Source organism: Streptomyces sp. DSM 41931, from assembly GCF_050271085.1.
In the GTDB taxonomy this organism is placed as follows: Bacteria; Actinomycetota; Actinomycetes; order Streptomycetales; family Streptomycetaceae; genus Streptomyces; species Streptomyces albogriseolus.
This window is the reverse complement of the sequence record NZ_CP189902.1, coordinates 1,277,238-1,303,297: the sequence shown is the minus strand read 5'-3', so window position 1 is coordinate 1,303,297 and position 26,060 is coordinate 1,277,238. Positions and strand designations below refer to the sequence as shown.

Annotated in this window: 25 protein-coding genes; 15 read left to right on the top strand and 10 right to left on the bottom strand. The window is 74.2% G+C overall.

What is annotated here, in order from left to right; genetic code table 11:
* Positions 1 to 271 precede the first annotated feature (271 nt).
* The 3 genes from ACP7TJ_RS06265 to ACP7TJ_RS06255 all read left to right on the top strand — a co-directional run bounded on the left by ACP7TJ_RS06265 (position 272) and on the right by ACP7TJ_RS06255 (position 2,028).
* A complete protein-coding gene (locus ACP7TJ_RS06265; RefSeq protein WP_028961874.1) occupies positions 272 to 814 on the top strand; it encodes a sigma-70 family RNA polymerase sigma factor in 543 nt (180 codons plus the stop codon).
* A complete protein-coding gene (locus ACP7TJ_RS06260; protein ID WP_167744387.1) occupies positions 811 to 1,629 on the top strand; it encodes an anti-sigma factor in 819 nt (272 codons plus the stop codon). The genes ACP7TJ_RS06265 and ACP7TJ_RS06260 overlap by 4 nt, the downstream gene beginning before the upstream one ends.
* Positions 1,630 to 1,755: 126 nt before the next feature.
* Entirely contained in the window at positions 1,756 to 2,028 is a 273-nt protein-coding gene (locus tag ACP7TJ_RS06255) for a hypothetical protein (protein WP_031021765.1), read from the top strand.
* A gap of 191 nt (positions 2,029 to 2,219) precedes the next feature.
* Here ACP7TJ_RS06255 and ACP7TJ_RS06250 read toward each other — a convergent pair whose 3' ends face one another.
* Together ACP7TJ_RS06250 and ACP7TJ_RS06245 are read right to left on the bottom strand one after the other, a co-directional pair.
* Complete coding sequence (locus ACP7TJ_RS06250) at positions 2,220 to 3,002, bottom strand: ABC transporter permease (RefSeq protein ID WP_093764985.1); 783 nt, start codon at positions 3,000 to 3,002, stop codon at positions 2,220 to 2,222.
* Entirely contained in the window at positions 2,999 to 3,979 is a 981-nt protein-coding gene (locus ACP7TJ_RS06245; protein WP_427762399.1) for an ATP-binding cassette domain-containing protein, read from the bottom strand. Before ACP7TJ_RS06245 ends, ACP7TJ_RS06250 begins: the two co-directional genes overlap by 4 nt.
* 63 nt (positions 3,980 to 4,042) lie before the next feature.
* Here ACP7TJ_RS06245 and ACP7TJ_RS06240 point away from each other — a divergent pair, with 63 nt between their 5' ends.
* The gene (locus ACP7TJ_RS06240) at positions 4,043 to 4,756 is read left to right on the top strand and encodes a TetR/AcrR family transcriptional regulator (protein WP_093764983.1); all 714 of its coding nucleotides are present in this window, start codon (positions 4,043 to 4,045) and stop codon (positions 4,754 to 4,756) included.
* Positions 4,757 to 4,786: 30 nt separating this feature from the next.
* Here ACP7TJ_RS06240 and ACP7TJ_RS06235 read toward each other — a convergent pair whose 3' ends face one another.
* From ACP7TJ_RS06235 to hmgA, 3 genes are read right to left on the bottom strand one after another with little or no spacing between them, the layout of a single operon-like run.
* Positions 4,787 to 5,959: a type ISP restriction/modification enzyme gene (locus tag ACP7TJ_RS06235; protein WP_189911921.1), complete on the bottom strand. Its 1,173-nt coding sequence runs from the start codon at positions 5,957 to 5,959 to the stop codon at positions 4,787 to 4,789.
* A 25-nt stretch (positions 5,960 to 5,984) separates the two neighbouring features.
* Positions 5,985 to 6,734 carry a GntR family transcriptional regulator gene (locus tag ACP7TJ_RS06230; protein ID WP_266395932.1) on the bottom strand — a complete coding sequence of 250 codons (750 nt, stop codon included), beginning with the start codon at positions 6,732 to 6,734 and terminating at the stop codon, positions 5,985 to 5,987.
* A gap of 27 nt (positions 6,735 to 6,761) precedes the next feature.
* Positions 6,762 to 8,123, bottom strand: a complete 1,362-nt coding sequence (gene hmgA, locus ACP7TJ_RS06225) for a homogentisate 1,2-dioxygenase (RefSeq protein ID WP_093764980.1) — start codon at positions 8,121 to 8,123, stop codon at positions 6,762 to 6,764.
* A 181-nt stretch (positions 8,124 to 8,304) separates the two neighbouring features.
* Between hmgA and ACP7TJ_RS06220 the strand changes: the two genes are divergently transcribed.
* The 8 genes from ACP7TJ_RS06220 (at position 8,305) to ACP7TJ_RS06185 (ending at position 18,924) form a co-directional block, all read left to right on the top strand.
* Positions 8,305 to 8,877, top strand: coding sequence for a hypothetical protein (locus ACP7TJ_RS06220; RefSeq protein WP_266545094.1), 573 nt, complete (start codon positions 8,305 to 8,307; stop codon positions 8,875 to 8,877).
* On the top strand, positions 8,877 to 9,494 hold the full coding sequence (locus ACP7TJ_RS06215) for a TetR/AcrR family transcriptional regulator (RefSeq protein WP_189911942.1): 618 nt from the start codon (positions 8,877 to 8,879) through the stop codon (positions 9,492 to 9,494). Before ACP7TJ_RS06220 ends, ACP7TJ_RS06215 begins: the two co-directional genes overlap by 1 nt.
* Positions 9,495 to 9,595: 101 nt before the next feature.
* A complete protein-coding gene (locus ACP7TJ_RS06210; protein WP_376725251.1) occupies positions 9,596 to 11,860 on the top strand; it encodes a molybdopterin oxidoreductase family protein in 2,265 nt (754 codons plus the stop codon).
* Positions 11,861 to 11,995: 135 nt separating this feature from the next.
* On the top strand, positions 11,996 to 13,408 hold the full coding sequence (locus ACP7TJ_RS06205) for a CitMHS family transporter (protein WP_266395926.1): 1,413 nt from the start codon (positions 11,996 to 11,998) through the stop codon (positions 13,406 to 13,408).
* Between the two features lie 42 nt (positions 13,409 to 13,450).
* Positions 13,451 to 14,695 (top strand): MFS transporter, encoded by a 1,245-nt coding sequence (locus ACP7TJ_RS06200; RefSeq protein ID WP_427762394.1) that lies wholly within the window; start codon positions 13,451 to 13,453, stop codon positions 14,693 to 14,695.
* 271 nt (positions 14,696 to 14,966) lie between these two features.
* The gene (locus tag ACP7TJ_RS06195; protein ID WP_427762392.1) at positions 14,967 to 16,343 is read left to right on the top strand and encodes an ABC transporter ATP-binding protein; all 1,377 of its coding nucleotides are present in this window, start codon (positions 14,967 to 14,969) and stop codon (positions 16,341 to 16,343) included.
* A gap of 90 nt (positions 16,344 to 16,433) precedes the next feature.
* The gene (locus ACP7TJ_RS06190) at positions 16,434 to 17,822 is read left to right on the top strand and encodes an aldehyde dehydrogenase family protein (protein WP_367451095.1); all 1,389 of its coding nucleotides are present in this window, start codon (positions 16,434 to 16,436) and stop codon (positions 17,820 to 17,822) included.
* 16 nt (positions 17,823 to 17,838) lie between these two features.
* The gene (locus ACP7TJ_RS06185; protein ID WP_367491523.1) at positions 17,839 to 18,924 is read left to right on the top strand and encodes a Zn-dependent alcohol dehydrogenase; all 1,086 of its coding nucleotides are present in this window, start codon (positions 17,839 to 17,841) and stop codon (positions 18,922 to 18,924) included.
* Between the two features lie 120 nt (positions 18,925 to 19,044).
* Here the strand turns inward: ACP7TJ_RS06185 and ACP7TJ_RS06180 are convergent, their stop codons facing one another.
* The 3 genes from ACP7TJ_RS06180 to ACP7TJ_RS06170 all read right to left on the bottom strand — a co-directional run bounded on the left by ACP7TJ_RS06180 (position 19,045) and on the right by ACP7TJ_RS06170 (position 21,846).
* Positions 19,045 to 20,145, bottom strand: a complete 1,101-nt coding sequence (locus ACP7TJ_RS06180; RefSeq protein WP_367451090.1) for an alkene reductase — start codon at positions 20,143 to 20,145, stop codon at positions 19,045 to 19,047.
* A gap of 79 nt (positions 20,146 to 20,224) precedes the next feature.
* Entirely contained in the window at positions 20,225 to 20,827 is a 603-nt protein-coding gene (locus tag ACP7TJ_RS06175; protein WP_427762390.1) for an NADPH-dependent F420 reductase, read from the bottom strand.
* Positions 20,824 to 21,846 (bottom strand): zinc-binding dehydrogenase, encoded by a 1,023-nt coding sequence (locus tag ACP7TJ_RS06170; protein WP_427762388.1) that lies wholly within the window; start codon positions 21,844 to 21,846, stop codon positions 20,824 to 20,826. The genes ACP7TJ_RS06175 and ACP7TJ_RS06170 overlap by 4 nt, the downstream gene beginning before the upstream one ends.
* A gap of 94 nt (positions 21,847 to 21,940) precedes the next feature.
* Here ACP7TJ_RS06170 and ACP7TJ_RS06165 point away from each other — a divergent pair, with 94 nt between their 5' ends.
* Positions 21,941 to 22,543, top strand: coding sequence for a TetR/AcrR family transcriptional regulator (locus tag ACP7TJ_RS06165; protein WP_167744402.1), 603 nt, complete (start codon positions 21,941 to 21,943; stop codon positions 22,541 to 22,543).
* An 18-nt stretch (positions 22,544 to 22,561) separates the two neighbouring features.
* Here the strand turns inward: ACP7TJ_RS06165 and ACP7TJ_RS06160 are convergent, their stop codons facing one another.
* Together ACP7TJ_RS06160 and ACP7TJ_RS06155 are read right to left on the bottom strand one after the other, a co-directional pair.
* Positions 22,562 to 23,284, bottom strand: a complete 723-nt coding sequence (locus ACP7TJ_RS06160) for an ArsR/SmtB family transcription factor (protein ID WP_167744403.1) — start codon at positions 23,282 to 23,284, stop codon at positions 22,562 to 22,564.
* A gap of 408 nt (positions 23,285 to 23,692) precedes the next feature.
* Entirely contained in the window at positions 23,693 to 24,334 is a 642-nt protein-coding gene (locus ACP7TJ_RS06155) for a TetR/AcrR family transcriptional regulator (protein ID WP_093769022.1), read from the bottom strand.
* 93 nt (positions 24,335 to 24,427) lie between these two features.
* Between ACP7TJ_RS06155 and ACP7TJ_RS06150 the strand changes: the two genes are divergently transcribed.
* Positions 24,428 to 25,579: an acyl-CoA dehydrogenase family protein gene (locus tag ACP7TJ_RS06150; RefSeq protein ID WP_093769021.1), complete on the top strand. Its 1,152-nt coding sequence runs from the start codon at positions 24,428 to 24,430 to the stop codon at positions 25,577 to 25,579.
* A 79-nt stretch (positions 25,580 to 25,658) separates the two neighbouring features.
* Entirely contained in the window at positions 25,659 to 25,946 is a 288-nt protein-coding gene (locus ACP7TJ_RS06145; RefSeq protein WP_093769024.1) for a YiaA/YiaB family inner membrane protein, read from the top strand.
* Positions 25,947 to 26,060: the final 114 nt, after the last annotated feature.

The following is a 26,060-nucleotide window of genomic DNA, read 5'->3' as shown; positions in this document are numbered from 1 at the left end:
ACGGGGATTCGGAGTGTGCGGCGGACCGGATTGGTCGAAGCGCGGACGAGTTTTCCGCGGACGGGTTTTTCCCGCCCCGCCTGCCCGGCATGGCCCCGCCGCTGCCCGGTCTCGCGCTTGCCGCTCCCCAACGGCCGTCGCAGCCTTAGCATTTCTCCGCGCCGACCCGCGTTTTCGGCCCGGTGATCCGTACTTCTCCTCCGGAGGCGCGCTCACTGCGTATGCCTGTGCGACCGGACGGTCCGGCGGGGCCGGGATGGGGGGACGAGCGTTGGAGGCGGACCAGCTGCTGATCCGGGTGGCCGGAGGTGACCAGAAGGCGTTCGAGGATCTGTACGGACTGGTCTCCGGGCCGGTCTACGGACTGGTGCGGCGCGTGGTGCGCGACCCGGCCCAGTCCGAGGAGGTGGCCCAGGAGGTGCTGCTCGAACTCTGGCGTTCCGCCGCCCGGTTCGACCCCGGCCGGGGCAGCGCCCTGTCCTGGGTGCTCACCCTCGCCCACCGCAGGGCCGTCGACCGGGTGCGCAGCGCCCGCGCGGCCGGCGAGCGCGAGCAGCGCGAGGCCCGGCGCGGCCACGGCCCCGCCTTCGACCAGGTCGCCGAGGAGGTCGAGGCCGGCCTCGAACGCGAATGGGTCCGCCGCTGCCTGGACCGCCTCACCGCGCTCCAGCGCCAGTCGGTCACCCTCGCCTACTACGACGGCTACACCTACCGCGAGGTGGCCGAACGGCTCCGGCTCCCGCTGGGCACCGTCAAGACCCGCATGCGGGACGGGCTCACCCGCCTGCGCGACTGCCTGGGAGGCGCGGCATGAGCGTGTTCCGCCGGCTGTTCTCCCGCGAGGACCCCCACTCGCTGGCCGCCCCCTACGCCCTCGACGCGCTGGAGCCCGCCGAGCGGATCCGCTTCGAGAAGCATCTGACGTTCTGCGACCGGTGCGCCGCCGAGGTGCGCGACCTCGCCGAGGACGCCGTCCGGCTGGCCTGGTCCACCGCCGCGCCCGCCCCGCCCGCCCTCCGCGACCGGGTCCTGGCCGCCGTGCGCACCACCGCCCAGGAACCCGCCCCGCAGGAAGGGGCGCGCGCCCGCGAACCCCAGCTCCCGCCCCATGTCTGGGGAGCCGCGCCCCCGCCGCGCGCCCGGGAGCGGCGCCGGGCGGTGCTGCTCGTGCCGTTCGCCACGGCCACCGCCGCCGCGGCGCTCGTCGTCGCCTCCCTGTTCGCCGTCCAGGCGAACCGCACGCAGGACGAACTCGCCGCCGAGCGCGACCGGGCACGTGAGATCGCCCACGTTCTGGCCGCCCCGGACGCCCGTGCGAGCAGCGGCCGGGACGCCCGCGGCCGCACGATCGGAGTGATCGCCTCCGTATCGGCCCGCGGGGCGGTCGTCACTCTGGGCGGATACGACGACCCGCCGGAGGGCCGGGTGCGTCAGCTCTGGCTCATGGACCGGGACGGCCGGCCCCGCTCCCTCGGGCTCTTCGACCGCGACACGCCCTTGGTGGCGTCCGGTCTCGACCCCGCGTCGACGTCACTCGCGGTGACCGTCGAACCGGACGGCGGCTCTCCACAACCCACCGGCCAGCCCATCGTGCAACTCGCCCTGAAAACGGTCGGATTCGGAGAGTAATCGTCGAGTGTTCGTCAACACCCTTACGGGGAAGGTGAATCCTGTGACCTCGATACACGGGTGCCCGTACGGGGCGATAGGGTTACCCTGCCCGGGCCGGGTGGAGTCGTACGGGTGGGGAGTGACATGGAACAGATAACAGTGCGCAGCAGGGCCAGGGTCCCTGCGATCACCTGCGGCAGCAGCGCGAGCAGTTCGCGCCTCGACCGCCACCTCTCGGTCCTCGCGGGACCGGCCGTCCCGCAGCGGGAGACGGCCGAGGCGACGTCGCTCATGCGTGAGCTGACCGCGCGTGACAGCGCGCACCACGGCACCAGGGGCGCACGGGCCCGCGCGAGCCGCGTCTCGCTCTTCGCCCCGCTGCGCCGACTGCGCCGCTCCCTGTTCGGCAGCCGGTAGCGTCCGCGCCGGACGGTCCCACCCGTCCCGGCGCGGCGCCCGCCCGCCCGTCGTACCCACGGCACACGGCCCTACCCCGTCGGTCCGCGACACCGGACCTCACCCTGCCGGCCCCGATCCCACCCGGCGTCCCCGCAGGTGCTCTCGACTCCGCTCGCTTCCGCGCGTCCTCGTGCGGAGGCCGCGACCGCTCACCGCTCACCGCGCGCGTACTGCCGCACCGCCAGCGGTACGAACACCGCCAGCAGCACCGCGCACCAGGCCAGCGACCCCGCCACCGGATGCGCCATCGGCCAGGCCGCGCCCTCCGGCGCCGGCGCGTTGCCGAACAGGTCCCGCAGCGCCGTCGCCACCGCGCTGACCGGATTCCACTCCGCCGCCGTGCGCACCCCGTCCGGCAGCCCCGTCGTCGGGATGTACGCGCTCGACAGCAGCGGCAGCAGGAAGGTCGCCCCGCCCAGCTGGCCGGCCGCCTCCTCGTTCCGCGTCAGCAGCCCCAGGTAGATCCCGGCCCACACGCAGGCGAAGCGGAACAGCAGCAGCAGGCCGAAGCCGCCCGCCGCCGCGAGCGCGCCGCCCTCCACCCGCCAGCCCACCGCGAGTCCTACCAGCAGGAACGGCACCGCCCCGGCCGCCGTCACCAGCACGTCCGCGACCGCCTGCCCCGCGGGCACGGCCGCCCGGCTCACCGGCAGCGTCCTGAACCGGTCCGTCACCCCGCGGTGCGCATCCTGCGCCGACTGGAACATGCCGGTCATCACGCCGCCCGCCGCCGTCGCCACCAGCAGCCCCGGCACCAGGAACGAGCGGTACTCGGACCCCGGCACGGCGAGCGCGCTGCCGAAGACGTAGCCGAAGAACAGCAGCATGCTCACCGGCATCGACTGGGTGAGGATCAGCAGCCCCGGGTTGTTCCGCGTCCGCCGCAGCTGCCGGCCCAGCATCGCGGTGCCGTCGTACGCCAACGTGCTCATGCCGCACGCTCCTTGTCGTCGTCGTAGGGGAGGGTCGCCGGGTCCGCGGGCCGTTCGGTCAGCCGCAGGAACACGTCGTCGAGCGTGGGCGGCCTGAGGCTCGCGTCGACGAGCGGTACGCCCGCCGCGTCGAGCGTGCGCACCAGATGCGGGAGGGTCAGGGTCGGGTCCCGGGTGACCGCGCCGACCGCGAGCCGCTCCCGGTCCAGCGAGGGCCGCGACCCGGTGAGCCGGTCCAGCACCCCGGCCGCCGCCTCCAGCGTGGCGCCGTCCGCCACCATCACCTCCGCGTGCGTGCCGACCAGCGCCTTCAGTTCGGCCGGTGAGCCCGTGTGCGCGACCCGGCCCCGGTCGACCAGCGCGATGTCGTCGGCCAGCTGGTCGGCCTCCTCCAGGTACTGGGTGGTGAGCAGCACCGTCGTGCCCTCGCCGGTCAGCTCCCGGACCACCTCCCGGACCAGGCCGCGGCCCGCGGGGTCGAGACCCGTCGTCGGCTCGTCCAGGAACAGCACCTCGGGCCGGCGGACCAGGCTCACCGCCAGGTCGAGCCGGCGCCGCATGCCGCCCGACCAGGCGGACGCGGGGCGGTCGGCCGCCTCCGTCAGCCCGAACCGGTCGAGCAGCGCGTCGGCCCGCGCCGCCGCGTCCCGCGCCCGGTGCAGCCGGGCGAACAGCCGCAGGTTCTCCCGGCCGGTGAGGTCCCCGTCGATCGAGGTGTCCTGTCCCGTGACGCCGATCCGCCGGCGTACGGCGGCTGCCTCGCGCACCAGGTCGAGTCCCGCGATTCGGGCGGACCCCGCGTCGGGCCGCAGCAGCGTGGTCAGCAGCCGCACCGCCGTCGTCTTGCCCGCCCCGTTGGGCCCGAGCAGCCCGCACACCGTGCCCTCCGCCACCGCCAGATCCAGTCCGCGCAGGGCGCGCACGGTGCCGAAGCGCTTCTCCAGACCCTCACTAAGTACAGCGTACGTAGTAGTCATGGCGCGACCATACCGCACTACGTACGGTGTACGTAACTACGATGGGGGGCGAGGTGATGACCGATGGCGGGCCGAGCGGCCGAACCCGAAGTGATCTGGGCGCGCCCCGAGCGCAGCGGCCGAGGGCCCAGGCCGGCGTACAGCCGTGCCGACATCGCGGCGGCGGCCGTGCGGATCGCGGACGCCGAGGGGCTGGACGCGGTCTCCATGCGCCGCGTCGCGGCCGAGCTGGGCTGCGGCACCATGTCGCTCTACAACTACGTCCCCCGCAAGGAGGACCTGTACGAGCTGATGGTGGACGCGGCCGGCGGAGAGCACGAGCTGTGGGAGCCGAGCGGGGACTGGCGCGCCGACATGCTGCGGGTGGCCCACCAGACCAGGGACCTGATGCACCGGCACCCCTGGCTGCCGCGCCTGATGTCACCGGTCTACGGCTTCAGCCCCAACTCCCTGCGCTACCTGGAGCACTGCCTGGCCTGCCTCGACCCGATGCCCGGCCCGCAGGGCGTCAAGATGGAGCTGATCGCGATGCTGAACGGCATCGTGACGACCTACGTCAGCAACGAACTGGCCACCGCCGAACGCACCCGTTCACTGCCCTGGTCGCAGGAACAGGAGAACGCGGTCCGCATCGCGTATCTCCGGTCCCGCCTCGCGACCGGCGCATACCCGAGGATGGCGGCGGCGTTCCTGGAGGACCCGGGCCCGATCGACCTGGAGGCGGTCTTCGACCGGGCCCTCACCCGCGTCCTGGACGGCTTCGACCCCGGGCGCTGAGCCTCTGTCGCCCGCGGCACCCCCGCCCGCTCAGAGCAGCGCGAGCTGGCCCTCCGGGCCCTCCTCGCGGGTGTCCAGGACCGAGGCCGGGCGGCGGGCCCAGGCGGGGGCGGGCAGGACGCCGGCCGCGCGCAGGTCGGCCGGGGTGACCGGCGCCGGCAAGGGGGCGGCCGTCAGTTCCTCGCGCGAGGGCCGCAGTTCGGCGAGGAGAGCGAGCACCGTGACCAGTTCCAGAAGCTCCGACGTCCAGGTCTGCGGCCAGGCGGCCGGACCGACCGCCTCCAGCGTGCCGGGCTCGGCCGGGCGGGTCCGGGCCGTGAACCACTCCTCCAGCACCCGCACCCCGCCGGACTCGAACTCCCAGGCCTCCGGCGGAACCGGGGAGATGCGGCCCTCGCCCAGCAGCAGCGCCTCTTCTTCGCGGTCGTAGGCCGGCGCGGGCGGACGGGACGGCAGCGGGGCCCGGACGTAGGGGCGGCGGCCGCCGGGGAGTCTGGGGCGTTCACCGTCCCGGCGCATCAGCCACAGCATGCGGCGGCCCAGCGCCACGCCCCGCTGCCAGGCGTCCGGCGCGCCGGTGAGCGGCACGGCGAGCCCGTCCGGCGAGGGGCGCGCCACGGCCGTCGCCCAGGCGAGGACGTCGACGGGGGAGACCTCAAGGCCCAGCCGGGCGGCGAGGTGGTCCGTCAGCCCGGGGGCCAGGTTGGGCTCGGCGGCGCCCGGGCGGCGGTACAGCGGGCGGATCCGGCCCGTGCGCAGGACCGGGAAGAGGGACGTGGCGAGCAGCGGCGGGCCGTCGCCGGACGTCTCGACGGCGAAGATCTGGCGGGCGTCCGCCACCCGCCACAACTCCGGCCGGGGCGCGTCGATCAGCCGCTGGTCGGGGATCAGCCACTGCTCGTCGAACGGCCCGTGCAGCACCCGCACCGGCTGCGGACACGGCCCCGTGGCGCGGGCCAGCCGCTCCGTGCCGCCGTCCCGCCCGGGCAGCTGCCCGACCGCCGTGTGCGGGGTACGGGACCGCGTCGGCCGGAACAGGGCCTCGCGGTCCGGGCCCTCGGCCTTCACCAGCGCGTCCCAACGGGCCTTCAGGGACGCCGCGTCGGGGGCCGCCGGCCACCCCCGGCCGAGCCGCGGCGGTGCGACGGACCACGGCATGAGGTCCGCCAGCAGCGGAGCGTCGTCGTGCGTCACGCTGGGCATCGTACGACCTGCCGGCGGGCGCGGATCAGGTGGCGTCCAGGGTCACCGTGAAGGAGAAACGGTCGCCCCGGTAGTGGATGACGGCCACGTCCAGGGCCTTTCCGCCGGAGTCGTAGGTGACACCCGTGTAGTGCAGGATCGGGCTGAGCAGCGGGACCCGGAGCAGCCGTGCCGTCTCCGGGTCCGCGAGCCGCGCCTCCACCGTGTCCGTGATGCGGCTGATGTCCGCGCCGACGACGTCCCGCAGCACCTTCGTCATCGGCCACCGCACCAGATCCTGCGGATCGATCCGCTCGGCCAGTTCCGGACGGACGTAGTTGCGGGCGTGGTTGGTCGGCTCGCCGGTCTTCTCGTCGCTGCGCAGCCGGTGGTAGGCGGCCGTCTCCGCCAGGTCGGGGAAGTGCTCGGCGAGTTCGGCCGGGACCGGCGCGGGACCGTGCTCCAGCAGCTCCGTCGTCATGCCGGACTGCTGGGCCACGATCGCGTCGACCGAGCCCAGCAGCCGCACCGGCGCGCCCCTCCGGGCGTCCGGCTCGATGAACGTGCCGCGCCGCCGGTGCCGGGTGATCAGCCCCTCGTCCTCCAGCTCCTTCAGCGCCTGCCGCATGGTCAGCACGCTCACCCCGTAGTGCCCGGCCAGCTGCTCCTCGGTGGGCAGGCGCAGCGGGTCGTGGGGCGAGCGGCCGAGGATCGAGGCGCGCAGCGACTGCGACACCTGATACCAGAGCGGCAACTTGCGGTTGAGGACGATCGAGTCCGGAGCGAAGGAGGTCACGCGCTATCCGTACCGGTCGGAGAACGGTCAGTGCAATGGCCGGAAGTGACGCTCGAGACCCTGCCACACGTCGTCGTACCCCTGCTGGAGGTGCTCCGCCCGCGCAGCCTGGGGGGTGAGGGACACCGGCCAGCGGGTCTCGAACATGAAGGCAAGACCGTCGTCGATCTTCTGCGGCTTCAGCTCCGCCGCGCTCGCCCGGTCGAAGGTCTCCCGGTCCGGGCCGTGCGCCGACATCATGGTGTGCAGGGAGCCGCCGCCCGGCACGAAGCCCCCCTCCCCGGCCGTCTTCGCGTCGTACGCGCCCTCGATCAGGCCCATGTACTCGCTCATCACGTTCCGGTGGAAGTACGGCGGCCGGAAGGTGTCCTCGCCGACCAGCCAGCGCGGCGCGAACACCACGAAGTCCACGCCCGCGAGGCCCGGCGTGTCGCTCGGGGACGTCAGCACGGTGAAGATCGACGGGTCCGGGTGGTCGTACGAGATGGTGCCCATCACATTGAACCGGCGCAGGTCGTAGGCGTACGGCACATGGTTGCCGTGCCAGGCGACGACATCCAGCGGGGAGTGGTCGTACGTGGCCGTCCAGAGGTTGCCGCAGTACTTGTTCACCACCTCCACCGGGCCCTCGACGTCCTCGTACGCGGCGACCGGGGCGCGGAAGTCCCGGGCGTTCGCCAGACCGTTGGCGCCGATCGGACCGAGGTCGGGCAGCTGGAACGGCGCCCCATAGTTCTCGCACACATAGCCGCGGGCCGTCTCGTCCAGCAGCTCCACACGGAACCGCACCCCACGCGGGATCAGCGCGATGTGGCCCGGCTCCAGATGCAGCAGGCCGAACTCCGTGCGCAGCAGCAGCCCTCCGCGCTCCGGCACGATCAGCAGCTCACCGTCGGCGTCGCTGAACACCCGCCGCATGGAGGCGTTGGCGTGGTACAGGTGCACCGCCATGCCGGTGCGCTGGGTCACGTCGCCGTTGCCGCCCAGGGTCCACAGGCCGGCCAGGAAGTCGGTGCCCTCGGCCGGATCCGGCAGCGGGTTCCAGCGCAGCCGGTTGGGGTCGGGCACCGTCTGGGTGAACGGCGCCGAGCGCAGGGCGCCGTTGCCCGTGCGGGTGAACGCCGGGTGCGCGGCGGACGGGCGGATCCGGTACAGCCACGAGCGGCGGTTGACCGCGCGCGGCTCGGTGAAGGCCGACCCGCTCAGCTGCTCCGCGTACAGCCCGAGCGGCGCGCGCTGCGGGGAGTTGCGGCCGACGGGCAGAGCCCCCGGCACCGCCTCCGAGCTGTGCTCGTTGCCGAAGCCGGAGAGGTGCTCCAGCCCTTCGGCGATCTTGCGCGCCTCCTCGCGCTCCGTCGCGCTCCCGCGGGCGGTGGCCCCGTCGCTCATGTCCGCTGCTCCCTTGCACCGTGCCGATTCCTATAGGACACCGTAGGATTGCGGTTACCCGGACGCAAGGGTGCCGCGCGGTCTCGTTCCGGGGCCGGACCTCCCCTCCCCTTCACGGAGGACGCGGAACCAGACTCCAGGGGGATTCGCGCGTTCGGACCGCTGTTCTACGCTCCCCGGCATGACGTGGAGGCGGAGGACGGTCATCCCCGCGCTCGCGGTCTGTGTCGTCGTGCTGGCCGGATCCGCGGGCTGCGACACCCCGGGCGGCCAGGGGGCGGGCGAGGTGTCGGCCTCACCCGTGGGCCGGCTCCTGGACGAGCGCGACGAGGACGGCCGCCCCTACCGGGAGGTCGACGAGCAGGACGCGCCCCAGGTCACCGTGGAGGTCGCCCCTGACGCCGAGGGCGGCTGGGACGTACGGCTGCGGGTGCTGAACTTCCGCTTCTCACCCGACGGCACGGGCCGCCGCGCCGAGGCCGGCCGGGGCCTGGCGCACCTGGAGGTGAACGGCCGCCGCGTCGCCGTGCTGCGCACCCCCGAGTACCACCTCGCCCCCGGCGCCTTCCCGCGCGGCACCCACCAGGTCACCGCGCGGCTGTACGCCGACGACGGGTCCGTGTGGGCCGTCGACGGCCAGCCCGTGGAGAGCACCGCCGACATCACCGTCTCCGGGCAGGAGCCGACCACGGAGCAGAGCGTGGCGCCGCTCGCCGAGGGGCCCGGTTCACCGGACGGTCCCGGGCAGGCATGATGAGGCCCGTGTCCCACACGCCATCGCTCCGCCGGGCGCCGGTGCAGCGGCGCAGCGCCGAACGGCTGGCCAGGATCCTCGACGCCTGCGCGGGCCTCCTCGACGAGGTCGGGTACGACGACCTGAGCACCCGCGCGGTCGCCGAGCGCGCCGGGGTGCCCATCGGCTCCGTCTACCGCTTCTTCAGCAACAAACGCCAGATGGCGGACGCGCTCGCCCAGCGCAACCTGGAGCGCTTCACCGCACGCGTCACCGAACGGCTGTCCGTGACCGGCGACCGCGGCTGGCGGCACGCCATGGACGTCGTGCTCGACACGTACCTGGACATGAAGCGGACCGCCCCCGGCTTCTCCCTCGTCGACTTCGGCAACCAGATCCCGGTCGGCGCGCGCCGCGCCGAACCCAACCACCGGGTCGCCGACCGGCTCACCGCGCTGCTCTCCGGCTACCTGGGTCGCCCGGCCGACGACGATCTGCGCCGCGCCTTCCTGGTCGCCGTGGAGACCGCCGACGCCCTGGTCGGCCTGGCGTTCCGGGCGGCGCCCGAGGGGGACGAGAAGGTCATCGCCGAACTGCGCGCGCTGCTCCGGGCGTACCTGGCCAGGGTGCTGGACTGACCACCGATCCCGCCCGGTTTCCCGCACGCCCTCCCCTCCATGCGTACCGGTCGGTATGCTCGGCCCGTCCGTGCGTCACCGCCGCCGTACCGGGAGGACCCGTGTCCCGCACCGCCCTGCGTATCTGCCCCCTGTGCGAGGCCACCTGCGGCCTGGTCCTCACCGTCGACGACGGCAAGGTCACCGGCGCCCGCGGCGACCGCGACGACGTGTTCAGCAAGGGGTTCGTCTGCCCCAAGGGCGCCGCCTTCCCGGAGGTGGACTCCGACCCCGACCGGCTGCGCACCCCGCTCGTCCGCGTCGACGGGGAACTGCGCGAGGCCACCTGGGAGGAGGCCTTCGACGCCGTCGCCGCCGGACTGTGCGGAGTCGTCGAACGGTACGGCCCCCACGCCGTCGGCGTCGTCCTCGGCAACCCCAACGTCCACACCATGGCCGGCGCCCTCTACCCGCCGCTGCTCATCGGCGGGCTCGGCACCCACAGCCTGTTCACCGCGTCCACCGTGGACCAGATGCCCAAGCACGTCTCCAGCGGGCTCCTCTTCGGCGACGCCAACCTCATCCCCGTACCCGACCTGGACCGCACCGGCCATCTGCTGCTGATCGGCGCCAACCCGCTCGAGTCCAACGGCAGCCTGTGCACCGCGCCCGACTTCCCGGGGCGGCTCAAGGCGCTCAAGGCGCGCGGCGGCACCCTCACCGTCGTCGACCCGCGCCGCACCCGCACCGCCCGCCTCGCCGACCGGCACCTCGCCGTACGCCCCGGCACCGACGCGCTGCTGCTCGCCGCCATCGCCCGCACCCTCTTCGACGAGGACCTCGTCGACCTCGGCGACGCCGCGCCGCACATCCAGGGCGTCGCCGAACTCTCCGACGCCCTGGCCGACTTCACCCCCGAGGCGGTCGCCGACGCCTGCGACGTCGACGCCGCCGTCATCCGCACCCTCGCCCGCGAACTCGCCGCCGCGCCCACCGCCGCCGTCTACGCCCGCATCGGCAGCTGCACCGTCCCGCACGGCACCCTCGCCAGCTGGCTCGTCGACGTCCTCAACGCCCTCACCGGCAACCTGGACCGGCCGGGCGGCGCGCTCTTCCCGCTGGCCGCCACCGACAGGACGCCGCGCCCCGCGGGACCCGGCCGCGGCTTCGCCCTCGGCCGCTGGCACTCCCGGGTCGGCCGCCACCCCGAGGCCAAGGGCGAACTGCCGCTGTCCGCCCTCGCCGAGGAGATCGACACCCCCACCGAGGAGGGCGCCCCGGTCCGCGCCGTCGTCGCCGTCGGCGCCAACCCGGTGCTCTCCGCGCCCGACGGCGACCGGCTGGACAGGGCGCTCGCCTCCCTCGACTTCATGGTGAGCGTCGACCCCTACCTCAACGAGACCTCCCGGCACGCGCACGTCGTCCTGCCGCCGCCCCCGCCGGCCCAGAGCCCCCACCACGACTTCGCGTTCAACACCCTCGCCGTACGCAACCAGGTCCGCTACACGCGCCCCGCCGTGCCCCTCGAACCCGGCCGCATGGCCGAGACCGAGATCCTCGCCCGGCTCGTCCTCGCCGCCACGGGCATGCACGGCGCCGACCCGTCGGCCGTGGACGACCTGGTGATCCAGCAGACCCTGGGCAAGGCCGTGAGCGCACCGCACTCCCCGGTGCACGGCCGCGACCCGAAGGAGCTCGCCGGCCTGCTCACCGGCGACAACGGCCCCGAACGGCGTCTGGACATGATGCTGCGCCTCGGCCCCTACGGGGAGGGCTTCGGCGCCGACCCGGACGGGCTCACCCTGGAGAAGCTGCTCGCCCACCCGCACGGCATCGACCTCGGACCGCTGCGCCCCCGCCTGCCCCGGCCGCTGAAGACCCGCAGCGGCAAGGTGGAACTGCTGCCCGGCCCGATCGCCGCCGACCTGCCCCGGCTGCGGGCCGCCCTGCGCGAGCGGCCCGACGGACTCGTCCTCGTCGGCCGCCGCCATCTGCGCTCCAACAACAGCTGGCTGCACAACGTGCCCGCCCTCACCGGCGGCTCGAACCGCTGCACCCTGCACCTCCACCCCGACGACGCCGCACGCCTCGGCGTGGGGGACGGGCAGCCGGTGCGGGTCAAGGGGGCCGGGGGAGAGGTGACCGTCCTCGCCGAGGTCACCGACGCCGTGCGCCGCGGGGTGGTGAGCCTGCCGCACGGCTGGGGCCACGACCGGCCCGGCACCCGCACCCGGCACGCCTCCGTGAACCCCGGAGTCAACGTCAACCAGCTCCTCGACGGCAGCCTCCTCGACCCGCTGTCGGGCAACGCGGTGCTCAACGGGGTGCCCGTCGAGGTGTCCCCGGAGCGGGCCGACGAGCCGGAAATGCTCACCGCGCTGACCTGAGCAAACGCCTGACCTGGGGTTTTGCGCTTATTGCTCACGGTCCGACGTCTTGTTGACGCCGCCCGGGCGTACCTAACGTCGTCACACCGCCGGCCCTGGCCGGATGTTCAAGGGCGAACGTTAGGTGTCCCATTCATGCTGACCATCCTCGGCTTCGCCATGATCGCGACCTTCCTGGTCCTGATCATGACGAAGAAGATGTCGCCGATCGCGGCGCTCGTGCTGATCCCCGCGCTGTTCTGCGTGGCCGTCGGCAAGGGCGCCCACCTCGGCGACTACGTCATCGACGGAGTGTCCAGCCTCGCCCCCACGGCGGCGATGCTGATGTTCGCGATCGTCTACTTCGGCGTCATGATCGACGTCGGGCTCTTCGACCCGGTCGTGCGCGCGATCCTCCGCTTCTGCAAGGCCGATCCGATGCGGGTCGTCGTGGGCACCGCCGTGCTCGCCGCGATCGTGTCGCTGGACGGCGACGGCTCCACCACCTTCATGATCACCGTCTCGGCGATGTACCCGCTGTACAAGCGGCTGGGGATGAGCCTGGTCGTGATGACCGGCGTCGCCGCCATGGCCAACGGCGTCATGAACACCGTCCCCTGGGGCGGCCCCACGGCCCGCGCGGCCACCGCGCTGAAGCTCGACGCCGCGGACATCTTCGTCCCGATGATCCCCGCGTTGCTGGTCGGCCTGCTGGGCGTCCTCGGCCTCGCCTACGTGCTGGGCCTGCGGGAGCGCAGGCGCCTGGGCGCGTTGCGGATCGAGGACGAGGAGTCCGTCGGGGCGAAGGAGGCGGTGCTGGTCGGCGCGGGCGCCGCTGCCGGCCCCGCGCGTCCCCGGAAGCGACCCGTCGGCGGCGGCACGGACCACGTGGACCGCGTGCACGGCGGGGACGACGACGAGGACCTCCTCAAGGGCCTCGACCCGGACCGGCCCACCCTGCGGCCGCGCCTCTACTGGTTCAACGCGCTGCTCACCGGCGTCCTGCTCACCGCGATGATCCTGGAGCTGCTGCCCATCCCGGTGCTGTTCCTGCTCGGCGCCGCGCTCGCCCTCTCCGTCAACTACCCGCGCCTGCCCGACCAGAAGGCCCGTATCGCCGCCCACGCCGACAACGTGCTCAACGTCTCCGGCATGGTCTTCGCCGCCGCCGTCTTCACCGGCGTCCTCCAGGGCACCGGCATGGTCGACCACATGGCCGGCTGGCTGGTCGACACCGTCCCCGAGGGACTGGGCCCGCACATGGCCCTCGTCACCGGCGTGCTGAGCCTGCCGCTCACCTACTTCATGTCCAACGACGGCTTCTACTTCGGCGTCCTGCCCGTGCTCGCCGAGGCCGGGGCGGCGCACGGCGTCACCCCGCTGGAGATGGCCCGCGCCTCCCTCGTCGGCCAGCCGCTGCACATGTCCAGCCCGCTCGTCCCGGCGGTGTACGTCCTCGTCGGCATGGCCCGGGTCGAGTTCGGCGACCACACCCGGTTCGTGGTCAAGTGGGCGGCGCTCACCTGCCTGCTGATCCTCGCGGCCGGGATCCTCTTCGGCACGATCTGACCGCGCCGCACCTCGGCCCCCCGTCCCAGGAAGGACTTCGTCATGACGCCCGGCGGGAACCGCGGCTGGCTGCTCCGGCTCGTCATCGCCTTCGGCTTCGCGCAGGCGGCCGTGTCGATGGCCCGGCCCGCCGTCTCCTACCGGGCGCTGGCCCTCGGCGCGGACGAGCGGGCGGTCGGCGTCATCGCCGGCGTCTACGCGCTGCTGCCGCTGTTCGCCGCCGTCCCGCTCGGCCGGCGCACCGACCACGGCCGCTGCGCCCCGCTGCTGTCGACGGGCGTCGTGCTGATCTCCGCGGGCTGTGCGCTCAGCGGCGTCGCCGGGACCCTGTGGGCCATGGCGCTGTGGAGCGGGGTGATGGGCCTCGGACACCTGTGCTTCGTCATCGGGGCGCAGTCGCTCGTCGCCCGCCGGTCCGCGCCGCACGAACAGGACCGCAACTTCGGGCACTTCACCATCGGCGCCTCGCTGGGGCAGCTCGCCGGGCCGGTCGCGGCGGGCGCGCTGATCGGCGCGGACATGGCCCGCACCAGCGCCCTCGCCCTGCTCGCGGCGGGCGCGGGCGGGGCCGTCGCGCTCACCTCGCTGTGGCGCGTCGAGAAACCGGGGGAGGTGGAACTCCGCAGGGCGCGGGGCGACCGGGTGCCGGTACGCGGCATCCTGCGGGCGCGGGGAGTGCCGGCCGGCCTGCTGATCAGCGTGGCGGTGCTGTCCGCGACCGACATCCTCACCGCCTACCTGCCCGTGGTCGGCGAGCACCGGGGAATCGACCCGGCCGTCGTCGGCCTGCTGCTCAGCCTGCGCGCCGCCGCGACGATCGCCTGCCGGCTGGTCCTCACCCCGATGCTGCGGCTGCTCGGCCGTACGGCCCTGCTCACGGTGACCTGCCTGCTCGCGGCGCTGCTGTGCGCGGCCGTCGCGCTGCCGCTGCCGGTGCCCGTACTGGCGCTCGTCCTCGCGGCCCTGGGCTTCTGCCTGGGCGTGGGGCAGCCGCTCTCCATGACGACGGTCGTCCAGGCCGCACCCCCCGCCGCCCGCTCCACCGCCCTCGCCCTGCGCCTGACCGGCAACCGCCTGGGCCAGGTCGCGGCCCCCGCGACGGCGGGCCTGGTCGCCGGAGCCGCAGGCGTGGCGGCCCCGTTCGTGATGCTGGGCGCCCTGCTGCTGGCGTCGGCGGGGGTCGCGGTGCGGACACCGGCGGGGCCCGCACCGGAGGGGGCTGCGGCGGACACGTCCGCGCGCGTCCCGCACGAGCGGGGCCGGTGCGGGGCCCGCAGGGCGCGGTGAGCCCCGTGGGCCGGTCCTGCCAGGACGGCCCCCGCCGGGGCGGCTCGACCTCCGGCGACGGCGGACCGGACGACCAGGGGAGCCGAGCGGCCGTGTCGAACGGTCCCCTCCGGTTTCTCACCAGGCGGACGAAACGTCCCGATCGCGTCCGCCGTCTTCCCCGGCCGCCTACTTTCCGTTAGCTTCCGTGACTCACACGCCCCGTACGACCCGCACGAGGCGTCCGACCGCGGAGCAGCAGCGCCCTGATGAGCCCCCGGGGGCACCCTTCATGACACGCGCCATCACCCTGCACGACGTGAGCAAGTCCTACACGCGAGGTGCTCGCGTGGTCGACCGGCTGTCCCTGGCCGTCACCCCCGGCGAGTTCCTCGTCCTGCTCGGCCCGTCCGGCTGCGGCAAGTCCACCGTGCTGCGGATGATCGCGGGCCTGGAGGAGATCGACGAGGGCAGCCTCTTCCTCGACGGCGAGTACGCCAACGACCTGCCCCCGTCCGAGCGGGACATGGCGATGGTGTTCCAGAACTTCGCCCTCTACCCGAGCATGACCAGCCGGGACAACATCGGCTTCCCCCTCCGCATCGAGGCCCCCGGCGACGACCCGTCGCCCAAGGTGGACGCCACCGCCCGGATGCTGGGCATCGAGGACCTCCTCGACCGTTTCCCCGCCCAGCTCTCCGGCGGTGAGCGCCAGCGCGTGGCGATGGGCCGGGCCATCGCCCGCCGCCCTTCCGCGTTCCTGATGGACGAGCCGCTGTCCAACCTCGACGCCAAGCTACGCAATCACGTCCGCGCGGAAATCTCCCAGCTGACACGGCAGTTGGGGGTCACCACCGTCTACGTCACCCACGACCAGTCCGAGGCGATGTCGCTCGGCGACCGGGTCGCCGTGCTGCGCGGCGGCGTCCTCCAGCAGGTCGGCACGCCCCGCACGGTGTACTCCCTGCCGGAGAACGTCTTCGTCGCCGCGTTCATCGGCACCCCGCGCATCAATCTGCTGCGCGGCCTGGTCCGCGCCCCGCTGGACGGCGCGATGACCGTCAGTCTCGGCAAGCAGTTCCTGCGGCTGCCCGAACCGCTGTCCCTGGACCACCAGTTGCTGCGGGTGCAGCAGGGCCGCGAGGTCATCGTGGGCCTGCGCTCCGAGGCCGTGCGGATCGCCAAGCCGTCCGCCGCGCGCCCCGGCGAGGTGCCCCTCACCGGCCTGGTGGAGCACCTGGAGTTCCAGGGCCACGAGGTGCTGGTGCACTTCGACACCGGCTCCCGCGCCGCCGTCGTCCCCGAGCTGGAGGCCCCGCGCCCGGCCCCCGGCCGTCCGGCTGTCCGGCGCCGCCGCCGCGAGGGCGGCACCGTGCTGGACCGCCTCCGGGAGCGCGCGGGCGCCCTCCGCGCACACTCCGCGCGCACGGGCGCCGTGGCCACGCTGGACGGACCCGGGCGTCCGGACCCCGCAGGCGCGCTGTCCGCCCCCGCCTCCGCCGAGCACCGGCTCCCCGGCGACCTCATCGTCCGCACCACGCCCGACATCCGGCTCCGGCACGGCATGCAGGTGCCGCTCCTGGTCGACCTCGCCCACCTGTTCGTCTTCGACCAGCACGGTCAGCGGATCTGCCCCCGCCCGGACCGGCTGCCCGGCCTGGAGGAGTGAGCACGGCAGGCGGTGACCCCCTGGCGCGAAAAAACTAACATCGCTAGTTTAGGTGTCCGCACAGGACGCCCCCGCCCCGGAGGAACCGCGATGAAGGCATACGACGGCATGTACATCGACGGCGCCTGGCGCCCGGCCGCCGGCCCCGACGTGATCGAGGTCGTCGACCCGGCGGACGAACAGGTGATCGCCACCGTCCCCGCGGGCACCGTGGAGGACGTCGACGCCGCCGTGCGCGCCGCCCGCGCCGCCCTCCCGGCCTGGGCCGCCACCCCGCCCGCCGAGCGCGCGGCCCGCCTCACCGCGCTGCGGGACCAGCTGCACGCCCGCCAGGACGAGATCGCCGCGACGGTCACCGCGGAACTCGGCGCGCCCGAGCAGCTCGCCCGGACCGTCCACGCCGGCGTGCCGGTCGCGGTCGCCGGATCGTACGCCGAGCTGGCCGCGACGTACTCCTTCGAGGAGAGGATCGGCAACTCGACCGTGTTCCACGAACCGGCCGGCGTGGTCGGTGCGATCACCCCGTGGAACTACCCGCTGCACCAGATCGTCGCCAAGGCCGCCCCCGCCCTCGCCGCCGGCTGCACGATCGTGGTGAAACCCGCCGAGAACACCCCGCTGGTCGCCCGGATCTTCGCCGAGTGCGTGCACGAGGCCGGCGTTCCGGCGGGTGTGTTCAACCTGGTCACCGGCCTCGGTCCGGTGGCCGGACAGGCGCTCGCCGAGCACCCCGGTGTCGACCTGCTCTCCTTCACCGGCTCCACCGCCGTCGGCCGCCGGATCGGCGCGATCGCCGCCGGCATGGTGAAGCGGGTCGCCCTGGAACTCGGCGGCAAGTCCGCCAACGTCGTCCTGCCCAGCGCCGACCTGGCCCGCGCCGTCAACGTCGGCGTCGCCAACGTGATGTCCAACTCCGGCCAGACGTGCAGCGCCTGGACCCGCATGCTGGTCCACCGCGACCGGTACGACGAGGCCGTGGAGCTGGCCGCGGCGGCCGCCGCCAAGTACGGCGACCGCATCGGCCCCCTGGTCAGCGCCCGGCAGCGGGACCGCGTGCGCGGCTACATCGAGAAGGGCGTCGCCGAGGGCGCCCGCCTCGCCGCGGGCGGCCCCGAGGCCCCGCGCCCGCAGGGCTGGTACGTCAGCCCCACCGTCCTCGCCGACGTCACCCCGGACATGACCGTCGCGCAGGAGGAGATCTTCGGCCCCGTGCTGTGCGTGCTGCGCTACGAGGACGAGGAGGACGCCCTGCGCATCGCCAACGGCACCGTCTACGGCCTGGCCGGAGCCGTCTGGGCCGGTGACGAGTCGGAGGCCGTCGCCTTCGCCCGCCGTATGGACACCGGCCAGGTCGACATCAACGGCGGCCGGTTCAACCCGCTGGCCCCCTTCGGGGGTTACAAGCAGTCGGGCGTGGGCCGTGAACTCGGCGTGCACGGCCTGACCGAGTACGTGCAGACCAAGTCCCTCCAGTTCTAGGGGAGTCGAGACCCTCATGGCCGTACGAGCCGCCGTTCTGCCCGCCGTCGGCGCCCCGCTGGAGATCACCGGCGTCGACCTGCCCGACCCCGGACCCGGCGAGGTGCGCGTCCGCCTCGCCGCCGCCGGGGTGTGCCACTCCGACCTGTCCCTGTCCGACGGCACCATGCGCGTGCCCGTCCCGGCGATCCTCGGCCACGAGGGCGCCGGCACCGTCGTCGCCGTCGGCGAGGACGTCACCCATGTCGCACCCGGCGACGGCGTCGTCCTCAACTGGGCGCCCTCCTGCGGTACCTGCCCCGCCTGCGGGCGCGGCGAGGTCTGGCTGTGCGCGCACGCCCTGGACGGCGCCGCGCGGGTGCACGCCCGCCGCGCCGACGACGGCACCGCCCTGCACCCCGGCCTGAACGTGGCCGCGTTCGCCGAGGAGACCGTGGTGCCCGGCGCCTGCGTGCTGCCCGCCCCGGACGGCGTCCCCCTCGCCGACGCCGCCCTGCTGGGCTGCGCCGTCCTCACCGGCTACGGCGCGGTCCACCACTCCGCCCGCGTCCGCGCCGGCGAGAGCGTCGCCGTGTTCGGCGTCGGGGGAGTGGGACTCGCCGCGCTCCAGTCGGCCCGGATCGCGGGCGCCGCCACGGTCGTCGCCGTGGACGTGTCCCCGGAGAAGGAGGAACTGGCCCGCGCGGCGGGCGCCACCGAGTACGTCGTCGCCTCCGACACCACCGCCCGCCAGATCCGCGCCCTCACCGGGAAGCAGGGGGTGGACGTCGCGGTGGAGTGCGTCGGCCGGGCGAGCACCATCCGCACCGCCTGGGAGTCCACCCGGCGCGGTGGACGCACCACGGTCGTCGGCATCGGCGGCAAGGAGGAGAAGGTCTCCTTCAACGCCCTGGAGATCTTCCACTGGGGCCGCACCCTCGCCGGCTGCGTCTACGGCAACTCCGACCCGGCCCGCGACCTGCCGGTCCTCGCCGCGCACATCCGCTCCGGCGCCTTCGACCTGGGCGCCCTGGTCACCGACCGGATCACCCTGGACGGCATCCCGGCCGCCTTCGACACCATGATCGCCGGCAAGGGAGGCCGCGCCCTGGTGGTCTTCTAGCCATGCGGTGCGGACGCGCCCCCAGGGGCGCGGGGAACCGCGCGAACAATCCCCACGGCGCCGCACCCGCCCCCGCCCTCAAGCCGGTGAAGGGGGCGGCCGCGGCGCCGTCGGGGCGCCCTACGGCCGACCGGCGGCGGGGTAGTCGGTGTACCCCCGCTCGCCGCCCGAGTAGTACGTGTCACGGTCGCCCTCGGCGAGCGGAAGGCCGTGGCCGAACCGCTCCACCAGGTCGGGATTGGCGATGTACGGCGCCCCGAAGGACACCGCGTCGGCCAGTCCCCGCGCGATCAGGTCGTTGCCGCTCTCCCGCGTGAACCCGAGGTTGGCGACGACCGCGCCCCGGTAGTGCGCGCGGAAGCGGCTGAACGCGGTGAGCGTGTCGTCCACGCCCGCGCCCGCCTCCGGGCCGACCAGGTGGAGATAGGCCAGGTCGCAGTCCCCGAGCCGCTTCAGCACCTGGTCGTAGTCGGCGAGCACCTCGTCGTCCGCGGTGAAGGCGGTCCCGCTCCGCCAGTACGGGGAGAGCTTCACGCCCACCCGGCCGGAGCCCCACACCTCGGTGACGGTCTCCACGATGTCGAGGAGGAGGCGCGCCCGGTTCTCCGCGCTGCCGCCGTAGGCGTCGGTGCGCCGGTTGAGACGGGGACTGAGGAACTGGGCGATGAACTGGTTGCCCTGCGCGTGGATCTCCAGGCCGTCGAACCCGGCGCGCCGGGCGTTCTCGGCGGCCCGGCGGTAGTCGTCGAGGGTGGCGGCGATCTCCGCGGCGGTCAGGGCGCGGGGCGTGACCGTCTCCTTCGGGCCGTCGGGGGTGAACGACATCTCGTGGGGGTTGACCGCCGACGGCCCCACGGGGAGCCGGCCGTCGAGGTGGTCCGGGTGGGAGACGGCTCCGAGATGGCCGATCTGCGAGACGATCCTGCCGCCCGCCGCGTGCACGGCGTCGGTGACCGCGGCCCAGCCGGCGGTCTGCGCCTCGGTGTAGATGCCGGGGACGTGGACGTAGCCGATGGCGTCCGGGCCGACCCAGGTCCCCTCGCTGACGATCAGCCCGGCGCTCGCCCGCTGGGTGTAGTACGCGGCGTGCAGGGCGGTCGGGACCAGCTCCGGATTGGTGGCCCGGGCGCGGGTCATGGGCGCCATGACGACCCGGTTGGGCAGCTCGAGCGCGCCCAGGCGGACGGGCCGGAGGAGGGGCTGGGAGGCGGTGTCGGACATGAGGAATCTCTTTCTCGGGTGAGGGGAGTGAGGGAGGGAGGGGCGCCGCGCCGGGCGGGGCACTGCGTCCGAGGGCGGATCAGTCCTGCTTGAGGACGTGCAGCCCCGACAGCGGTCCGCCGAGCTGGATCAGACGGCCGCCCTCGCGGAGCGGGCCGAGGTCGACGGGCGCGAAGCCGAAAGAGCCGGCCAGGCGCTCGACGGTCCGCTTGGCGTCCGGGTCGTCGCCGGCGAGGAACAGCACCTGCCGTCCGGCCGCGTGGCGCGGGTCGGCCGCGATGTACTGCGCGAAGAGGGCGTTGAACGCCTTCACCACGCGCGCGCCCGGCAGCAGGGAGGCCACGTACTCGCTGCCCGTGAGGTCGCCCAGGTCGGCGATCCTCGGGTTCGGGGGAAGGGACGCGAACTGGTTGGTGGCGTCGACGACCACGGTGCCGTCCAGGCGGGGGAGCGCGGCGGCGACCTCCGGCACGCGGGGCCAGCCGACCGCGAGCACGACGAGGTCGGCGGCGGCCGCCTCCGCCGGGGTCGCGGCACCGGCCAGCGGGCCGAGTTCCCGCACCAGCGGGGTGAGCGAGGCGGGGCCGCGGCTGTTGCTGAGGACGACCTCGTGGCCCTGGCGGATCGCGTGCCGGGCGAGGGCCCGGGCGACGGTTCCGGCGCCGAGCATGCCGATCCTCATCGCACACCCCCGGTCCCGGGCGGCGAGGTGAGCAGCACGGTGCCGCTCTTGCCCGGGCGGCGGGCGTGTTCCACGGCGGCCCTGACGTCGGCCAGGTCGTAGCGGGCCGCGACCTCCAGCAGCTCCGGGGAGGTGCGCGCCAGGTCCACGGCGAAGGCGAGGTCCTCCGCCCGCTGTTCAGGGGTGCGCTCCGTCCAGTGCCATATGGTCACGCCCCGGATCGTCAAGCCCCGGTTGACGAGCGGCAGGTCGTCCAGCGTGGTGGCGCCGGAGCCGAGCCGGCCGTAGCTGATCAGGGTGCCGCCGTCGGCGAGCAGGCCGGCGAGGTCCTCGGTGAGGGAGCCGCCGACGCAGTCCAGGACGGCCCGCGCGCCCTCGCCGCCGGTCGCGCGGCGCACCTGCTCCCGCCAGCCGGCGTCCGACGTGACGATCACGGGCTGCGCGGGGAACAGCTCCCGCATCTTCCGCGCCCCGGCCGTGCTCCGTACGAGATTGACCAGGCGCAGACCGTGCCGCTCGGCGCGCGCGGCGACGAGCCGGCCGACGGAGGAGCCGGCGGCGGTCTGCACGACCGGGCCGTCGTGCCCGTCCAGGGCCTGCTCCACCGCCCGGTGCAGCATGACCAGCGTCAGCGGGTTGACCAGCATCAGCGCCGCGGTGTCGTCCCCGACCTCGTCCGGCACCGGCACGGCGCGCTCGGCCGGGACCACCACGTACTCGGCCCAGGCGCCCGGCGCAGGGAACACCGCGACGCGCCGACCGGGCCGCGGCGTCCGCACGTCCGCGCCGGCGCTCTCGACGACGCCCATCCCCTCCACGCCGGGGATCCGGGGCTTCGACCGCTGGTCCGGGAGGCCCGGCAGACCGCCCTCCACGGCGACCAGATCGCCCGGATGGACGGGCCTGACCCGAAGACGGACCAGCACCTCCCCGGCGCCGGGCCGCGGCCGGCCGGGTTCCTCCCGCAGTTCGAGGACCTCGGCGGGGTCCCCTCGGCGGGTGTGCACGACGGAGCGCATGACTGCTCACCACCTTTTAATGATGATCGACATTAAAATAATGATGAGGGGTAACCTTGAAAACGTCAAACAGCGTCGGAGCGGGAGGGCGGGCATGCCGCGGATCACCAGGGAAGAGAAGGCCAGGAACCGGCAGAACATCGTCGAGGCGGCCGGACGCATGTTCCGTGCGCAGGGCATCGACGCCGTCGGGATCGCCGACCTGATGAAGGAGGCGGGCCTCACCCACGGCGGCTTCTACAACCACTTCGCGTCCAAGGACGACCTGGCCGCCGAGGTCTGCAACGCCTCGTTCGCGGCCTCACTGGGCGTGCTGAGGCAGGCCGTCGAGGAGGGCGACGTGCCCGCCGGGCCGCCCCTGCGGCGGGTGGTGGAGGACTACCTCTCCGCCGAGCACCGCGACGCCCCCGACGGCGGCTGCCCCTCCGCCTCCCTGGTCATCGACGCCGGACGGCACACCGAGGAGGTGCAGCGCTCGTACGCGGCCGGGGTGGAGGGCTACCTCGCCGGATTCGCGGGGGAGTTCGCGCGTGAGGGGGAGGGTGGCGAGATCACTCCGGAGGAGGCGCGGGAGCGGGCAGTGCTGCTGCTCAGCCGGATGGTCGGCGCGATGGTGCTGGCGCGGGCGGTGCGGCATGTCGAACCGGAACTGTCCGACGAGATCCTGCGCACGTGCCGGGCGCACGCGCTGGACTGAGGGGCGCGCCTCGGGGTCTCAGCGCAGCGCCGCCGTGTCGATCCCCAGGAGGTCCGTGAGCGCCTGCTCCCCGGTGCCGGTCACCTTCACGGCGCGTCCGGAGCCGATCCGTACGCACCAGCCCCGCTCCAGGAGGTGCCGGCACAGGGCCGCGCCCGCCGCCCCGGCCAGGTGGGGGCGGCGTTCCGTCCAGTCCAGGCAGGCGCGGGCGAGCGGGCGCCGGCCCCGCCCGTCGAGGTCCACGCCGAGCGCGCCGAACCAGTCCAGCCCCGCGTCGGTGAGTGCGAACCCGGTGTCCTGGCGCAGGAGCCCCCGCGCGGTGAGGGCGTCCGTGACGGCGATCCCGAGCCGCCCGGCGAGATGGTCGTAGCAGGTGCGGCCGCGTGCCATCGCGGAGCCCGCGCCCGACTGCCGCAGCCCGCGCGGCGGTTCGGCGGCGTCCGGGGCGAGCTGCGCCGTGAGGTCCTCCACGAGCTGGGCGACCCGGGCGTCCGCCAGCCGCACGTACCGGTGCCGGCCCTGCCGCTCCTCGGTCAGCAGTCCGCCGCCGACCAGCTTGCCCAGGTGCTCGCTGAGCGTGGACGCGGCGACCCCGCAGTGCCGGGCCAGCTCACCCGCCGTCCAGGCCCGCCCGTCCAGCAGCGCGAGCAGACACGCGGCCCGCGTCTCGTCCGCGGCCAGTGCGGCGAGCCGCGCGAGGGCGCCCGCCCTGGGGTCCTTGGAGGTCATGCCCTCCAGCATGCGGCAGGAACGGTTCGGCGACCGCCGAACCGTGCGGGAGCGCGGACGGCGGCGTCCGCGGGGTGAGTCCAGGGCCGGTGCCGGTCCGGTGCGCGGGGCGTCGGGGACGCCCTCAGGGGCGCGGGGAACTGCGCGAGCGACCCCCGCCGGGCCGCACGGCGGCCGGAAGCGGATCCACGGTGCCGGTTCCGCCCTGGCGGCGCGGCCGCCGAACCGTGCGGAGTGCGGACGGTGGCGTCCGCGGGGTGAGTCCAGGGCCGGTGCCGGTCCGGTGCGCGGGGCGTCGGGGACGCCCTCAGGGGCGCGGGGAACTGCGCGAGCGACCCCCGCCGGGCCGCACGGCGGTCGGAAGCGCGGATCCACGGTGCCGGTTCCGCCCCGGCGGCGCGCCCGCCGGTCCGGGCGCGGTCAGGCGCGTTGCCGTACCTGCTCGAACTGCAGGGCCAGGCCGTCCAGCAGGGCCGTCAGACCCGTCTCGAAGGCGCGTTCGTCGATCTTCTCCTGCTGTTCCGCGAGGAGATGCGCCTGGCCGAGGTGCGGGTAGTCCGCGGGGTCGTAGGCGCTCGCGTCGTCCACGAAGCCTCCGGCGAAGGAGCCGAGCGCCGAGCCCATGATGAAGTAGCGCATCAGCGCGCCGATGGACGTGGCCTGCGCGGGCGGCCAGCCCGCCTCGACCATCGCTCCGTAGGCCGCGTCGGCCAGCCGCAGCGCCGCGGGGCGCCGGCCGGGGCCGCGGGCCAGCACCGGGACGATGTTGGGGTGGTCGCGCAGCGCGTTGCGGTAGGACACCGCCCAGTCGTGCAGCGCCGTCCGCCAGTCCCGGCCGTCCTCGAACATCGACAGGTCGACCTGCGCGCTCACCGAGTCCGCCACCGCCTCCAGGATCTCGTCCTTGGTGCGGAAGTGGTTGTAGAGCGACGGCCCGCTGACCCCCAGCTCGGCGGCGAGCCGGCGGGTGGAGACCGCCGCCAGCCCTTCCGCGTCCACCAGCGCACGCGCCGTCTCCACGATCCGGTCGGTGCTGAGCAAGGGCTTGCGCGGTCGGGCCATGGCGCACATAGTAGGGCTGCGACAGTAAACTAGCAGTGCTAATTAACGTGTGTACGATCACGCGCGTCTCACATTCGCATGGGGTGACTCGGGATGGACCTGGAGCTGAGTGACGAGCAGGAGGCCGTGTCCCGGCTCGCCCGGGACTTCGTGCGGCGCGAGGTCACGCCGTACGCCGCCGCCTGGGACCGCGCGGAGGAGGTCGACCGGGGCATCGTGAAGAAGCTCGGCGAGGTCGGCTTCCTCGGGCTGACGATCGACGAGGAGTACGGCGGGTCCGGCGGCGACCACCTCGCGTACTGCCTGGTCACCGAGGAGCTGGGGCGCGGTGACTCCTCCGTCCGCGGCATCGTCTCCGTCTCCCTCGGGCTGGTCGCCAAGACGATCGCCGCCTGGGGGACCGAGGAGCAGAAGCGGACCTGGCTGCCGGGGCTCACCTCCGGTGCGCTCGTCGGCTGCTTCGGGCTGACCGAGCCGGGGACCGGCTCCGACGCGGGACAGCTCGCCACGCGGGCGGTGCGGGCCGGTGACGAGTACGTCGTCGACGGCGCGAAGATGTTCATCACGAACGGGACGTGGGCGGACGTGGTGCTGCTGTTCGCGCGCTCCACGGACGCACCGGGGCACAAGGGGGTCTCCGCGTTCCTCGTGCCCACGGACACGCCCGGCCTGACCCGCCGTGCCGTGCACGGGAAGCTGGGGTTGCGGGGGCAGGCCACGGCCGAGCTGGTGCTGGACGGGGTGCGGGTGCCCGCGTCCGCGAGGCTGGGCGAGGAGGGGAAGGGGTTCTCGGTCGCCATGTCCGCCCTGGCGAAGGGGCGGATGTCGGTGGCCGCGGGGTGTGTCGGCATCGCCCAGGCCGCGCTGGACGCGGCGGTGGCCTACGCGGGGGAGCGGGAGCAGTTCGGCAAGCCGATCGCCGGGCACCAGCTGGTCCAGGAGCTGATCAGTGACATCGCTGTCGACGTGGACGCGGCACGGCTGCTCACCTGGCGGGTCGCCGATCTGATCGACCGGGGGAAGCCGTTCGCCGTGGAGTCGTCCAAGGCGAAGCTGTTCGCGTCGGAGGCGGCGGTGCGGGCCGCGAACAACGCGCTGCAGGTGTTCGGCGGGTACGGCTACATCGACGAGTACCCGGCGGGGAAGCTGCTGCGCGACGCGCGGGTCATGACGCTCTACGAAGGCACCAGCCAGATACAGAAGCTGGTCATCGGGCGGGCGCTGACGGGGGTCTCGGCGTTCTGAGGACCGGGCCGTCGAACTGAGTACGGCATGAGTACCCCGGCGGATGTGGCCGCGGCCGCATCCGCCGATCCTGTTCCGCATGAGCGAGACACCGGTCAAGCAGCAGAGCACGGCGGCCTTCTACGGTCAGGCCGTGGCGTCCTTCGGAGTGGCCCTGGGGGCCACCGCGGTCGGCATCTTCAACCTGGAGACCGACGCCTGGGTCCGCGCCTTCCTGGGGATCGCGGTCCTGTACCTGGTCACGTCCGCGTTCACCCTGGCCAAGGTCATCCGCGACCGCCAGGAGGCGGGGCAGATCGTGAACCGGGTCGACCAGGCGCGGCTGGAGAAGATGCTGGCCGATTACGACCCGCTGCAGAAGCTGTGAGGGCCGCGCCTGCGGGCGGTGGGCGGAGCGGGGCCGCGCCGGGGGCCGCGGCGCGGATCCCACAGCGCCCGTAGGCACGCTAAGCGCTCGCTCACCCTTGCCGGTAGGATGGCG